This window comes from Chitinophaga cymbidii (assembly GCF_007992715.1).
Taxonomy (GTDB): Bacteria; Bacteroidota; Bacteroidia; order Chitinophagales; family Chitinophagaceae; genus Chitinophaga; species Chitinophaga cymbidii.
On sequence record NZ_BKAU01000001.1, the window covers coordinates 2,385,251 to 2,399,309 of the forward strand.

Here is a 14,059-nt window from a genome sequence, read left to right on the forward strand (position 1 = left end):
AAGATGGGATCATTTTCAAAAGTTAATATTGGCGCCGATCATCACGGTCCTGGGAATGGGAAAGGAGCCGTTGTCAAGTCCCGCTGATATTTGTTGATCGCGCGTATCGTTCACTTCCGGGTTCTGGCCGGGATAGCGGGTGAATACGAACGCCTGCTGCACGCTTGCGTAGAAGCGGGCGGATTGCAGGTACCTGAGGCGCTTCAGGTCAAGGGTGTATCCCAGCGTGATGTTCTTGACCGTGAGATAATCCCCGTCGAAGACCCAGTTGCTGTTGGCGAGCCGGTACAGCTCGGTGGTGTTGGCCAGCGTTCTGGGTACTTTGCCGTTGCCGGGATTTTCTTCGGAGCGCCAGCGGTGGGCCATGTCTTTCGTTACGTTGAAGATACCGTCTATGTTCACCAGGTTCTGCAGATTGGTGTTCATGATCTGGTTGCCGGTTTGCCCCGCCACTACTACCGAGAAGTCGAAGTTCTTATAGCGGAGATCGTTGGCCATGCCGAATATCATGCGGGGATTGGGATTGCCGATGTAGTCCTTGTCGCCCGCCGTGATCACGCCGTCGCCGTTTACATCTTTCATGCGGGTGGAGCCAACGGCGGAGGATACATGTTTGGGCTGGCGGTTGTACTCATCTTCCGTCATGTAAATGCCGTCGAATACATATCCCCAGAATTCCCCTATCCGGCGGCCGACAGCAGTGCGGTTGTAATCGTTATAGGTGCCGGTGCCGCCGAGGAAGCCGGGCGCCTGCAGGTCTACCACCTTGTTATCGTTGAAGGCGATGTTGAATGTGGTGTTCCATTCCAGTTCGCCGGTGAGGTTGCGCGTGTTCACCTGGAACTCGTGGCCCCACATGCGGAAGCTGCCCACGTTAAAGGCTACGCTCGGATAACCGGAGGCATATGGAACGTTCCACTGGTAGAGCAGGTCTTCCGTGGTCTTGCGGTAGTAGTCGTAGCTGAAAGTGATCCTGTCGTTCAGCAGGGTCATTTCCAGGCCGAGGTCCAGCTGCTTCGAGGTTTCCCAGGTGAGGTCGTCGTTGGCCATTTGGGTGATGGACTGACCGGGTGCGAGGGTGGAACCGCTGAAGGTGTAGTTGGTGCCGCTCAACAATGCCGTTTGCGTGTAGTCGCCGATGTTATTGTTCCCGGTCAGACCGTAGCTGCCCCTGATTTTCAAATGCGACAGCGTGGATGATTTGGGGAAGAAGGGCTCCTCGCTCACGATCCATGCGGCGGAAGCGGAGGGGAAGTATCCCCACTTCCTGTTGTCGCCGAAGCGGGAGGAGCCGTCCTGGCGGATGTTGGCGGTCACGTAATATTTGTCTTTCCAGGCGTAGTTTACCCTGCCGTACCAGGATAACATGGACCATTGCGCGTTGTTGGTGGTGCCAGTGGTGGTGGCGGCGCCGGATATCCAGGGTATGCGGTCGTTCGCGAAGTTGGTGCCGGTGATGTACCGGTTGTTCTGTTCCCATTTCTGCGCGCTGTAGCCAGCCAGCACATCGAAGTTGTGCTGGCCGCCCAGCTTGAATTTATACGTCAGCATATTTTCGCTCAGCCATGCTACCGTGTTGCTGGAAGCGGCGGATGCGGATGCCGGCTGAGGCGGCGGGGCGCCGAAGCGCCCGGTGGTGGAAGGAGAGAAGATATTGAGATCGGCGTCGATCAGGTCTGTGTTGAAGGTAGTTCTGAACGTAAGGCCGGGCAAGAGTTCCAGCTCACCGTAGAGATTTGCCAGCAGGCGAAGCGTTTTCTGTTGCTGGTTCAGTATCAGCAGCTGCTGGTAGAAGTTGGGCAGCTTGTACATGCCGTAGGAGCTGGCCGATGTGGGCAAAGATCCGTCCGGGTTAACGGCAGGGATCAGGGGCGAGCTGATCAGCGCCCCTGAAACCGCCTGCCGGTTGTTATCAAGCGTGGAACTCCGTGTATTATGATCGTTCTGGTAAGTAGGCGCGAGGTTCAGGCCGATCTTCAGCCTGTCGTTCGGCCGGAATTCGTTGTTGCTGCGCAAGGAGAAGCGCTGCATGCCGGTGTTGTACATCACGCCCTGCTGGTTGAAATAGGTGAGCGTGGTGCTGGAAAGTACTTTTTCCGTTCCGGTAGATACGTTGAGGGAGTAGTTGGACATCGGCGCTGTTCTCAGCAGGGCGTCGTACCAGTCGGTGCCTTCTCCGTATTGCGAAGGGTTGCGGTAATCTTCCGGTATTTCCGCGAGGCCGGAGGAAGGGTCTGTCCAGTTTTCGTACCGGATCTTGTCCTCATAGAAACCGTTCATGAACTCCGCAAATTCGCGGGCGTTCATCATGTCCGGCCGGCCTCTTTGCGGCACCGTCTGCCAACCGTAATAGGTGTTGAAAGACATGTTGGTGCGCCCGGCCCTGGCCTGTTTGGTGGTGATGATCACCACGCCGTTGGCCGCCCTTGAGCCGTATAACGCAGTGGCGGAGGCATCTTTCAGTATGCTGTAGCTTTCTATTTCATCCGGGTTGATGACGTTGATGTTGTCGCCGGTGAGGGGCTGACCATCGATCACGATCAATGGCTGGTTGCCGGAGCGGAGCGAAGAAGCGCCCCTGATGCGGAAGGTCATTCCCTGCCCCGGCCGGCCGGATACCTGGCTGACCTGCAGACCGGCCACGCGGCCCTGGAGCTTTTGTCCGAATTCCGCGGCGGGGATGTCCTGCACTTCTTTGGTGCTCACTTTTGTAACGGAGCCGGTGATGCTGCGCTGGCTTTGCGCGCCGTAGCTCACTACCACCACTGTTTCCAGGTCGCTGCCAACGGCCTGCAATTCCACGGAGATGTCTGTGCGGCCATTCACCGGTTCTTCTTTGGTGGCGTATCCAAGGAAGCTGAATACCAGCACGGCATTGTTGTCCGGCACATTAATGGAATATTTTCCATTGACATCAGTTGCGGTGCCACGGCCCGATACGCCCTTTACCTGCACGGTTACGCCGGGCAGCGCTTCCCCGGTGCCCTGGGTGACCACGCGGCCCTGCACCCGGACGTCCTGCCTGACGGGGTCGGATCCGCTCCGGGGCAGCAGCTGTTTGATAACGATCGTGTTCCCGGATATCACGTAGGTGAGCAGCTGATCTTTCATGCAGATGTCCAGCACCTGCTTTACGGGCATGTTGCGCACATCCAGGTCGATCTTTTTGGCCTGCTTTAACAGATGTGTATTGTAGAGGAACTGGTAGTTACCCTGCTTCCTGATTTCCTCGAATACTTTGGTGAGGGAAACGTTTTTCCCCGAGAACGTGATGATCTGTGCTGAGACGTGTGCGCTCACCTGCAGGCAGGCAGCAGTGAGCAATACAACAAGCAATTTCATGACAAGGAATATTTTGCATGACCTTCCGGCAACAGTAATTCCTCCTTTACATTTTGTACAGGAATCCATACTTTTGTGATGTTTGGGTTTGTTAAAAAAATCGTTGACAGATAATTTTGACAGGCTGCCCAAATGTTGCAGGGGCGGTGCAACGCTCCTGCTTTTTTGCAGCTTATTTTGGTTGTTTGTTTGCTGATCTATCCTGTTATCTCCGCGCTGTGACCGTCACTTTCTTTCCTTCGATTTTAAAAGAGATGTCCTCCGTCAGTTCGAGCATTTTCAATACTTCGGATATATTCGAGTTACGGGAAATATAGCCCGAGTAATCTTTCATCGTCATATTGCCGGCATATACGGCGTCGATGTCATACCAGCGGGAGAGCTGCTTCATGATGTCCACGATGTTATCGCCATTGAACCGGAAGTAGCCGTTCTTCCAGGCTACTACCTGGTCCAGCTCCGGATGGGCGATGGTGAATGCTTTTCCGCCGGACGCCCATTGGGCCTGTTCGCCGGGTTTCAGGGCTGCTTTTTCCGTTCCTTTCGTCAGCCGCACGGCTCCTTCCAGCAGAGTGGCCGCCATCTTCTTTTCATCCGTATATGCGTTCACGTTAAAATGCGTGCCGAGCACTTCTATGGTCATATCATTGACGGATACTTTAAAGGGCTTGCGGGCGTCTTTTGCAATTTCGAAATATGCTTCGCCGGTCATCTCCACATTTCTTTCCTTACCGGTGAAGGCGGTGGGAAAACGCAGGGAGGAAGCGGCATTGAGCCATACCTTGCTGCCGTCGGGGAGCGTTACCTGGAACTGGCCGCCGCGCGGCGTGGAGAGCCTGTTATAGCTGATGGTCGCCGTGCCGTTGTTTGCCGCGGCATACAGCAGCTGGCCGTTGCGCTGGCTGACGGTGGTGCTTCCCTGTTGTATTACCTGGTTCCCTGCGCTGTCCAGCGTTACCACGGTGCCGTCCGCAAGGGTCAGTACGGCTTTATTGCCGCCGGGCGGCGCATCGTTTTTGAAAAGCCGCGAAGCGGTGACCACGGGAGGCTGCCTGTTGATAGCCCACCATCCTGCGCATAACGACAAAATTATCGCTGCCGCCGCGGCCGCGCGCCACCAGAGGGAACGGCGCTTTGCGGGGGGCTGTGCAGCCTGAATCTTCATCAGCAATCTTTCGCTTTGCGCATGGCTGAATACATTCGCCGAAGGCTCAAACCGTAGCCAGGCTTCTTCCATCAGGAGGTTGACAGCTTCCTCATTCTCCGGCTGGTCAAGCAGTTGCATCAGTTCGTCCAGCTCTTCCCTGCTGGCTGTTTTCTGGAAATACCGGAAGAATAAATAAGTCAGCCTCTCATTTGGCATGCGGATAAGTTATATACTAAAGACACGCCGGGTTAAAAAAGGGGTAAGGGGGGTATAGAATTTTTTACAGCCATATGTTGATGTGCGCGCGTACGTATTGGGTGATGGAGCGGAGGGCGAGCTTCATATGTTTTTTGGCTGTTTCGATGGAGATGCCCATGCGGTCGGCGATTTCCTTGTGCTTCAGGTGCTGGTGCCGGCTGAGGAAGTAGACTTTTTGCTGTTGCGGAGGCAGCTGGGTGATAGCTACGTTTATCAGTTCCCGGTAGTCGTCATCCGCGGGCGCGGCGGTTTCCTGTCCGAACTGGCTGGCCCACTGCAGCTGGCGGACGCGGCTGTTGGCCGTTTGACGGAGGCAGTTGAAGGTATGGTTCCGGCAGAGGATAAATAAATAATGCACGAAGCTGTCCAGCTCCGGCAGCATTTCCCTTTTCATCCACAGCTTGATAAAAACATCCTGCACGATATCTTCCGTCATCTCCAGCGATTCCGTAAGCCGGTGCACATACTCCGCCAACGGCTGGTGGTATGCCCTGAACAGTTCGGCGAAGGCCCCGGGGGCTCCGAGCGCGACCTGTTTCAGCAATGCAGGCTCGTTATGTACAGCTTTTATGGACAATCTGTTATCGGGTAGGTTTTCGAGAATAAATTTAATTCATTTTTCATCTGGCGATGCCTGTTTTTATTTGTTCCCGGTTTCATACCGGATGGTAACGGGACCGATCAGGCCGGACCGCAGCAGCGGTGAATCTATCCTGTAAGGGTTGTGCGTGGCGAAAGCGTAGCGCCCGCTGGTGCGGGGTTTTCCTTCCTTCAGCCATTCCGGCCATTGTCCGTCTTTAACGCCGTCATCCGGAAATTTATCATCGCCGATCAACCGGTTCGGCCAGAGGTTGGCTATTTCTATTTCCAGCTTGTTGTGCTTTTGTTTGACGGAGGATGTAATATCCACTTGCCAGGGGGCCGTCCACACCACGCCCAGATCATGACCGTTCAGGCGAACGCGGGCCATATGTTTCACTTCGCCGAGGTCGAGATATATTTTGCCGGTGGTATTGGTGGCCGGCATGTTGAATGTTTGTTTGTAAGTGGCGATGCCGGAGTAATATTTGATGCCTTCTTCCGGGCGTTGCGTCCAGTCTTCCAACTGATCAAAGATGATCTTCGCGGGGCCGCCCCATTTCGGATCGAATGATATGGTCCATGCGCCGTTGAGTGTGCCGGCGAAGTGCTTTTGCGGGAAGTTCTTTTGGCTGGTGGCGGGTGGGGTATCTTTTTCAAATACGATGAAGAAGCTTTGGTTGGGTTCGAATGCCAGCGGGATGGTTGTGGTTTCGTTGCTTTTTTGAAACTCGGGCAGCGTTCTGGTATCGCCGGTGAGCGGGTCCCACAGCACTGGAGTTCCTTTCGTTGCACGAAAGGTAGCATCTGCTTTTAAGGGCTGTTCCGTACGGTTTGATACAAAATAGATGTCTTTGTCCGCCGTGATGCGGTGTGTGTAGCGTATTGCACCGGGGGAGCGGAAGTCTTCTTTGATGCCCATTTTTTGCAACAGTGCAGCTGTTGATTCATATTCCGGGTAAAGCGAACTGTCTGGTGACTCCCGGATCACTTTTCCTTTGCCGTAAGCGTGTACAGTCTGTTGTTTCGTGCCCCATACCTCCCGCACTAGGGCCGCTATCTTTTTTTCTGATGCCGGGTAACCCGACAAGCCCGGCGCCGTCACCGGTGGCGGGCCCACAATGGTAGCGCCGTCGCGTACAAGCGAGCGGATCTTCTCCAGCAGGGCAGGCGTCATTGTTTTAAAGGCGGGCAGCACCAGGATGCGGTAAGTGGCGCCGCCGGGGAATACGATGTTGTTATCCTTTACCTGTGCCGCATATAACTGCACCGGTGAGCATCCATCGAAATTATACCCTTTCCTGTCCGGCAGAAATTCATCACTTGTAAGCGCGGAAGCAGGCGGGCGAAAAACATGCGGAGCGCCTTCCGGCGTGAGATACAAAATGTCCGCCACGGCGCGCCCCTGCTGCAAAAGGAACTGGCACCGGGCAATATAACGGTGATAGCCGTACGCCATCGGCCACCAGGTCTGCCCCCTGTCCCAATGAACGCCGTAAGGCCCCATGGTCATGCCCGGCCGCAGGGAATCGTTGAGCGACTGGTTCACGAAAGTATGGTAGACCAGCCGGTTGATGCCGGTGGCAAAAGCCCAGTCACCCTGGTTTTTCATGGAGCCGGGATATTGTTTCCACGATTCGTTTTTCTGCGCGGTAAAGGCTTCCGCCGGCACCAGCGGTATGCCATTCACGTGCGCGATGGAAACGGCTTCCATGCAGCTGAACGTGGTGTTGAAACCGAAACCTTTGCTCCAGAACTCGCACATCGGCACATCCGCTACGGCGCCAAGTTCCAGGTCTGCCGTGGGATTCATGTCATATGGCTCGATGGACAGCTTCATGCCGTTGCGGTGCGCGTATCTTTTCAGATGGCCGGCGTGGTTTTCCAGCACCAGTTCCTGTAATGTTAGCCGGAGGTCCCAGAGGAAGCGTTCGCTGGTTTCCGCGTCTTCCACCACGTTGCCGGCGTATACCGGGTAAAAAGGCAGCGGATCATAGCCGCGGCGTTTTTTGAATATTTTGCAAAAGCCCGGCGTCCAGTTCTGTGCGCCCATTTCCCAGCTGTCCATATGCAGCATTTTTAACCCGCCTGCGCGCTGCGGATCGGGCTGGCCGGTCTTGCGCAGCAGTGCGCCCATATAGGCGTCGAGGTGAGCGTTCATGGCTGCGGTATCCAGCTTGTCCGCTTCGAAACCGAGACCGGGAAACGGCGCCGGCCGCGTTACCGCGCCGTTGTTGCGTATGCCGAAGCGCATGATGGTCCATGTGCCTTTGGGTACTTTCCAGCGGAGTGTGCCGTCCGCCTGCAACCGGCTGGTAAGATCGATGATCTGTTTTTTATGAATGGCCGCCTGCTGCAACGTATCATCACCGGCGGGCAGATCGGGTAGAAACTGTTTAACGCCTTTCGCGGAGCTGTAGGGCGCGCGGTAGTAGAGCGCCTTTTCATCGATATCCGCGATCTTCTTGGCTGATGCGGGCGTTGGAAAAGCCAGTACCGCCACATCTTCATAAAAATCCTTCCATTGTTCCTTCATCACCGGTGTTAAACCGCCTTCGCCGAAGAACGGCTTTTTAGGCAGGGGGAGCGGCAGCTGAATGGCGCCGCTGGCCGTATCGGATATATGGAGTGCGCTGGATACGAGGTGCTGCATGGATTGACGGGGCAATACCCAGGGGCCGCCGCTGCCGCTCCAGCCGGGGCCTACGCCCAGTGTGATCTCAATGCCCAGGCGTTCCGATTCGCGTACGGCATGCGTGAACAGGTCTTGCCATTGTTCGCTCAGAAAATCAACCGTACCACGCGGCACGCCTACGTTCACTTCGAGGAATACTACGTAACCGATCCCCGCGCGCTGCATGGATTCCAGGTCCGCCGTCATGGATGCTTTGGATTGATTGCCGTCCATGAAGTACCAGTAGACGCCTGGTCTGGCGGATGGCGGCGGGTTCCTGAAGCCGGCTTTCAAGCTGTCCGTCCTTTCCCCGCTGCCAAGCGCCAGCAATAAAAGAAGGAATTGGATCATAACGTGTTTTTCTCTAACTAAGATAACCGTTCAATCGGGGTTGGGCATCCTGTAGCTTCCTGCTCCGTCTGGCAGTTGCGATATAAGGGGAACGGAGGGGGGAACGTCTTTGCTTCGTGGTGGTGAGGTGGAGTTGATGCAGGGTTCAATTGCGGTTGTAGACTTGATGCTTTTGAATGGGGGAAGGGGGTAATTAGAAGCTGGGAGATGATGTGCTGCCCGTCTTTAATGACTGAGGGTGCGGGGATGGGGAGTACAGGGCATGGGAGAGCCGGGGCGAAGCCCTGGTTGGCATGAATTAAGACGTATGTAGGGGTGGATATCAGGCAAGTGGTAAAACCTATTCCCGTAGTATTTCAAATACTTCAATATCGATGGGTACCGATTTTATCACTGAAGGGATGATAAGCTGGTAATCTTTACGGAACGTCTTCCTTTCGGCAACCGCTTTTTTGCGGACCGGCGGCACTATCGCCACTATGTCCGCCGCGATCAACCGCCTGTCGCCGGAAGGTGTCAGCCGGTGATGCTTTACAGCGTAGCCCTGTACCTGCAATATCATTAGCAAAGTGCCTCTGCCGGGTACATGCATTATTATTTCCTCGCCAGTAAAAGATCCATCCAGATTGATCATTTTTGTGATCTTGCCGGAACCTGTTATCCTGCGTTCCGCGAAATTGATCCGTACGGCGATAATGCTTACCTGCAGATGAGATATTCCTCCCAATGCGGGGAACTCCTGTGGAGGTATATGCAGCGTATCGCCGCGGAGTACCGGCGCCTTCTGCAAGAACTTGCCTGTGCCGGCATACCTGTTGAACTGGAAATGCATCAATGCATTTGGATGATGCCGCCTGGCTTTTATCAGTGCTTTATTCAGGCGGTTTACCAGGGAGCCGTCGTATGGTGTATCCAGCAGACCACAACATGCTTTTCGGATAAGCTTTCCTTTCCGGCTGGCGGCTCCAAATTGCATGGACGCCTGCCGGGTGGCGGTGGTTTGTCGTACACGCGCGGGCATGCTGCGGATAAAATGCTGACCGTTGCGTTCGTAGCCGATCACGTTATCGAGCTTGCCGGTGAAGATGAATAGTCCTGTTTGTTTTGCCATAACAAAGATTTTGACCGGGAAATTACAGGAAGAAATTATTCCCGGAAACAGCATATATCACTTTCTGCACAACTGCATATTTTTTCTGCACAAATACAAATCCTTTCCTTTCCGGATGCCGGAGCTTTGTTCCCGATATCAAAAGCGCTTTTGTCCATTTTTTTCATCACAAAAACTTTTATCAAATGGCAAAAAATTCAGAAAACGTAGTAATGGCCGGAACCTCCGGTAAACTGGCAGATCAGCTGGTTGTCCGTCGTGAGCGGGATGGCGACCTGGTTTATGCAAAAAAGCCCAGGAAAACGGAAAAGGAACCTCATGTAAATGTGGTAAAGCAACGGACCCGTTTCGGAGAGGCTGCCCACTACGCAAAGGCAGCCCTGAAAGTACCTGACATCAGGGCGGTGTATGAAGCCAAGGCCAAGGCAAAAGGCGGCAGGGAATCCGCTTTCAACGTTGCCATAGGTGACTATTGCAATGTGCCCCAGGTCAGAATGGTTAATACGGAAGGTTACACCGGACAGCCGCAGAGTACCATCGTCATCCGCGCGATTGACGATGTGAAAGTAGCGGCCGTGTATGTGACCGTCCAGGACCCCAACGGGGCAGTGGTAGAGCAGGGTGCTGCTGTGCAGAACGATATGGAGCTGGACTGGACGTATACCGCCACCGCCATGCTGGCAACCCTGGAAGGTAGTCTCCTTACCATTAAGGTGAGCGACCTGCCGGGTAACCAGGTAACGGAGGAGCATCTCCTGTAATTTTTCGAGGTTTTAAGGTTTGCGTTGTTTGATACCGGGCGGATGTCTATCTGCCCGGTTTTTCATGCCGGTACTGCAATGGTGTTTGACCGACATTCTGCTTAAAAGCGCGTATAAATGCTGAGCTATCCGTGTAACCTACTTCATGCGCAATATCTTTAACCGGCATGTCTGTTTCCAGCAGCAGAATGCAAGCCTCGGTAATGCGTGTCTGTATTTTAAGACTATTCATATTGATGCCGTATTTCAGGTTGAACCCGTCCAGCAGCTTGCGTGGATGCAGATGCACCAGTTTTGCCAGGTCTTTATGGTGGCGTATATCAGCGGGATGTGATTGCTGCAGCCGGAAGGCGGATTCTAGCGCTTTATGATCATCCTGCGTGTAATGATAGGCAGATTGGAAGTCTTTTTGGACCGGATATATCTCCTGTACATATAGCAACACCAGTTCCAGCACATGAATATGCAACTGGAATCCTCTTAGAGGTTCTTCCAATGTGCAGTGAAATATCCGGTGTAACACTTCCCGCATACGGGGTCCTATATGGCAGAACGTTTGATGCAGCCCCTCCGGAAGGGATTTTACCGCGCTGCTCCATACCTCTCTTATAATGTGGGATTTGTCTGCCAGTTCCTTGATGGCGGAAGGCTCCAGGTGAATTTGCAGCCCTGCGTATTCCTGTGGCTCAAGGTGCACCAGGTGCGTACCCGGAGGCGCATAGTTCAGGTGACAACGGCTTTCATGGAAATCAATTCTGCCAAGTCCGCCCAGCGTTCCGGGGATATTACCTTTCAGTAAGTATGCCAGGGTGATCATCGGTGTTGTTGCCTGCATTTGTATTTCTACCGGTTGCCGGATGTCAAAAATGTGCTGGGTCAATGAGAAGTTCTTACCGGGAACCCGCTGTATCATGACGCTTCCGAATGTGCCCTCCAGGCAGGAAGTGTCGGCATACTGGATAAAATAAGGATGATCATAAGGTGGCAGCAGGGTTCTTTCGGTAAAGCTTTTACCAGGTATCAGATATTTCATGGAATGGTTTGATTTTGGTTACGATTGGTGAAAGCTAAACAGGAGTGCCGTATTGGAGTGATGGCTTTCAATTTATATTAACAGTGGATAGCGGCCAAATGAATTGAGTGTAAAATTGTTAAAATGAGGGAATTCGCGTAGTTATACGTATGGGGTGCGTATAAGTACGTATGTCTGAAGATTACAAAGTTTTCTGTACTACAGGTGTTGATAAGTGTAAGAATTACTTTTCGTTTTCTGAAAAAAAAGATGATCAGTATAGACATGGCATATACTGCCATTCAACTGCAGTTGACTACCGTAAATTAGAACACATATTGAATGTTATAAACCCAAATCGTTAACCATGACCCTTTGTATTCATTTAACTGATTTGCCATATAAAGACACAAATTGGGGCGATCATCCGGAGGGACTGTCGAGATGGTCAGTTTTTTTAAACCATTAAAAATGCAGATTATGAAATATCTATTCCTGACATTTATCTGCCTGGGATGGTTCCATCCAGCTATTTCACAATGCACTGTAGACATCGGAGAAGACGAGTTTCAACCTATATGCTATACGCCGTGGGGAACATACGCCACCATGCTTGCTCCCTGGGCCATTGAAGAGCCTGGTTGGACCTACTCCTGGTCGCCGGCAATTGGTCTGGACAATCCCAACACTTTAAATGCTATGGCTAATCCATCCGCTACCATTACCTACACCCTTACTGTAACGGCACCGGGTTGTGGTACGTTTATAGGAGGTACCTATAGGGTGGAGGTCATGCCAAATACGCCAACTATCACACCAACTGGCCCCATCACGCATTATTATAGCGATACAAATGATGTCATTCTTACATCCAATGCACCCTATGGTGGGTGGTATAAGAATGGGGTACTCGTTCAGGGGTGTTGTGATGACACTTATACGGTTAATTTTAGTGGGAGCAGTAATACAACGGACTATTACCGTTTTTACTCTCCCTATAGTTGCAATTATTGGTCAAATATCATAGAAGTAAACTATATTGGCTGCGGCATGTGCAGGGTCACGACCGTTAATGATAAAGACAGCCCCGCCGGGCCGAAGGATGAAAAGCTCAAAGCCATAGAAGAGCTGGCAAGTATCCAGCTTTTCCCGAATCCGGTGAGTTCGCGCCTTACCATTTCCAGCAAAAGCCCCATAACAAACATTGATATCACCAATATATCAGGAGCGATCGTAAAGAAATTGGACGCCGGGGGAGCTACGTATTATTCCTTTAATGTTGATGAACTGCCGGGCGGGTACTATATATGCACCTTAAAAACGGCAAATGGCATAAAGCAGATACCCTTTGTTGTCACGAAACGATAACTGATATTTTGGACCTTACAGGCCCCGTAAACCCTTTTTGCTATGCGTTTTAAAATATGCGGTATTCAGGAATCGGACATAAAACAATACACAAAAATTCCAGCTATATATAAAAACTACAAGTTACCTAGTAAAAAGACGCTGGCAGTCATGTCGCCGGTCGCCGATATCCTCTATCAGGAAACAACCGTGCATGGCTGTACACAAAGTAATATTCAGTTCTTCATTAAGAAGGACTGCAGGTTGCAACCTTATGTAGAAGGACCATTTAGCGCGGTCAACTGTATGTTGAAAGGAAGTGTGGTGGTGCAATTGCGTGAGGAACTGCAAGTGGAGCTGTTTCAGGGTCAATACAACGCTTACCAGGTGGACGAAAGCCGACATGTGGCCTTCTTCAAAAAAGGGCATTACGAAGCCAATCACTGCGACTATACCCGTGAAGCCATGGAGCGGCTGGCGCCGGCCTCAGCGATCATAGGACAATGGTTTTCTATGATGGACAGCAACAGCGCAGCCCCGGTACTGCCATTTCCTGGCATTTTTACCGAGTCCATGTACAAACTGACGGAGGAAATGAAGTACAACAAAGTGGAATCCGTGCTGGATGAAGAGCTCCTATACCTCCAGTTACAAAGCATGCTCACCCTGGTATTGCGTGACCAGGCGAAACGGGACTATACTTTCCTCTCCGAGGGTAACAACATGTATGAGGCCATGAAAGGATATATTGAAGCACATATTGGGAACAAAATAACTCTGGAAACCCTATCGAATGCTTACCATGTAAGCGTTTCCAACCTGAAAAAAGGATTCAGAAAGAACTTTGGTAAATCTTTCTCCAGTTACTTACTATCCCGTAGAATGGAAAAAGCACAAAACCTACTTAAAGTGCGAGGGCAAAATATCCATAAGGTGGCTACTATGCTTGGCTACGACTACGCCGGCAACTTTTCTCAGGCATACAAAAGGTATTTTGGTCATTTGCCAATGGAAATGCCTTTGGGCATGGAAGAAAGAGGTAATGGTCTATCCACATTGGGAAAGTATCCATGAGTACTAGCTGTACATGTCGGTCAGAAGACACGACATGGAAGACCAAGGGTAATGAGAATTCATACAGGCGATAGCAAACATACGGAACTGGAAAGTTCACATCTTCGCTAATCTCTCGATATATTTGATGGTAGATTATGGGGGACATAATTGTAAATTCATAACACAATTGTTGATTTCATATTCCAGGTCGCATTGGAGGTCACGTCGCTTAAACACCTTTTCTGTGGGTACTTAGTATCGGCACAGGCGGGGCGACACCTGTTATAACATACATATGGCCCTCCGACGTATTCTGCGCTGTGGTTTTCCAGGTGTTCGCTTATTCGACTCGTCAAGAGCTGGCGGATATCTTCTGAACATTTCATATAGAATTTGCGAAAAAACTGCTCCCATGTCCAGG

At 52.0% G+C, this 14,059-nt stretch carries 9 protein-coding genes; 3 read left to right on the plus strand and 6 right to left on the minus strand.

The window, feature by feature from the left end; genetic code table 11:
- Nucleotides 1-15: 15 nt before the first annotated feature.
- The 5 genes from CCY01nite_RS09940 to CCY01nite_RS09960 all read right to left on the minus strand — a co-directional run bounded on the left by CCY01nite_RS09940 (nucleotide 16) and on the right by CCY01nite_RS09960 (nucleotide 9,462).
- Nucleotides 16-3,342 carry a TonB-dependent receptor gene (locus CCY01nite_RS09940; protein WP_186830988.1) on the minus strand — a complete coding sequence of 1,109 codons (3,327 nt, stop codon included), beginning with the start codon at nucleotides 3,340-3,342 and terminating at the stop codon, nucleotides 16-18.
- A 205-nt stretch (nucleotides 3,343-3,547) separates the two neighbouring features.
- Complete coding sequence (locus CCY01nite_RS09945) at nucleotides 3,548-4,705, minus strand: FecR family protein (RefSeq protein ID WP_146860187.1); 1,158 nt, start codon at nucleotides 4,703-4,705, stop codon at nucleotides 3,548-3,550.
- Nucleotides 4,706-4,769: 64 nt separating this feature from the next.
- Nucleotides 4,770-5,324, minus strand: a complete 555-nt coding sequence (locus CCY01nite_RS09950; protein ID WP_186830989.1) for an RNA polymerase sigma-70 factor — start codon at nucleotides 5,322-5,324, stop codon at nucleotides 4,770-4,772.
- 63 nt (nucleotides 5,325-5,387) lie between these two features.
- Nucleotides 5,388-8,351 (minus strand): glycosyl hydrolase, encoded by a 2,964-nt coding sequence (locus tag CCY01nite_RS09955; RefSeq protein ID WP_146860191.1) that lies wholly within the window; start codon nucleotides 8,349-8,351, stop codon nucleotides 5,388-5,390.
- A 340-nt stretch (nucleotides 8,352-8,691) separates the two neighbouring features.
- Entirely contained in the window at nucleotides 8,692-9,462 is a 771-nt protein-coding gene (locus tag CCY01nite_RS09960; protein ID WP_146860193.1) for a hypothetical protein, read from the minus strand.
- 185 nt (nucleotides 9,463-9,647) lie between these two features.
- Between CCY01nite_RS09960 and CCY01nite_RS09965 the strand changes: the two genes are divergently transcribed.
- The gene (locus CCY01nite_RS09965; RefSeq protein WP_146860195.1) at nucleotides 9,648-10,223 is read left to right on the plus strand and encodes an Ig-like domain-containing protein; all 576 of its coding nucleotides are present in this window, start codon (nucleotides 9,648-9,650) and stop codon (nucleotides 10,221-10,223) included.
- A 46-nt stretch (nucleotides 10,224-10,269) separates the two neighbouring features.
- On the opposite strand, the gene CCY01nite_RS09970 is transcribed toward CCY01nite_RS09965, so the two are convergent.
- The gene (locus tag CCY01nite_RS09970) at nucleotides 10,270-11,256 is read right to left on the minus strand and encodes a helix-turn-helix transcriptional regulator (protein WP_146860197.1); all 987 of its coding nucleotides are present in this window, start codon (nucleotides 11,254-11,256) and stop codon (nucleotides 10,270-10,272) included.
- A 459-nt stretch (nucleotides 11,257-11,715) separates the two neighbouring features.
- Here CCY01nite_RS09970 and CCY01nite_RS09975 point away from each other — a divergent pair, with 459 nt between their 5' ends.
- Nucleotides 11,716-12,603 carry a T9SS type A sorting domain-containing protein gene (locus CCY01nite_RS09975; RefSeq protein WP_186830990.1) on the plus strand — a complete coding sequence of 296 codons (888 nt, stop codon included), beginning with the start codon at nucleotides 11,716-11,718 and terminating at the stop codon, nucleotides 12,601-12,603.
- Between the two features lie 42 nt (nucleotides 12,604-12,645).
- On the plus strand, nucleotides 12,646-13,656 hold the full coding sequence (locus tag CCY01nite_RS09980; RefSeq protein WP_146860201.1) for a helix-turn-helix transcriptional regulator: 1,011 nt from the start codon (nucleotides 12,646-12,648) through the stop codon (nucleotides 13,654-13,656).
- Nucleotides 13,657-14,059 lie beyond the last annotated feature (403 nt).

Coding starts and splice junctions, on each gene's coding strand:
- CCY01nite_RS09980 (WP_146860201.1), top strand. CDS start 12,646: ATGCGTTTTAAAATATGCGGTATTCAGGAATCGGACATAAAACAATAC.
- CCY01nite_RS09965 (WP_146860195.1), top strand. CDS start 9,648: ATGGCAAAAAATTCAGAAAACGTAGTAATGGCCGGAACCTCCGGTAAA.
- CCY01nite_RS09955 (WP_146860191.1), bottom strand. CDS start 8,351: ATGATCCAATTCCTTCTTTTATTGCTGGCGCTTGGCAGCGGGGAAAGG.
- CCY01nite_RS09945 (WP_146860187.1), bottom strand. CDS start 4,705: ATGCCAAATGAGAGGCTGACTTATTTATTCTTCCGGTATTTCCAGAAA.
- CCY01nite_RS09970 (WP_146860197.1), bottom strand. CDS start 11,256: ATGAAATATCTGATACCTGGTAAAAGCTTTACCGAAAGAACCCTGCTG.
- CCY01nite_RS09940 (WP_186830988.1), bottom strand. CDS start 3,342: ATGAAATTGCTTGTTGTATTGCTCACTGCTGCCTGCCTGCAGGTGAGC.
- CCY01nite_RS09960 (WP_146860193.1), bottom strand. CDS start 9,462: ATGGCAAAACAAACAGGACTATTCATCTTCACCGGCAAGCTCGATAAC.
- CCY01nite_RS09975 (WP_186830990.1), top strand. CDS start 11,716: ATGAAATATCTATTCCTGACATTTATCTGCCTGGGATGGTTCCATCCA.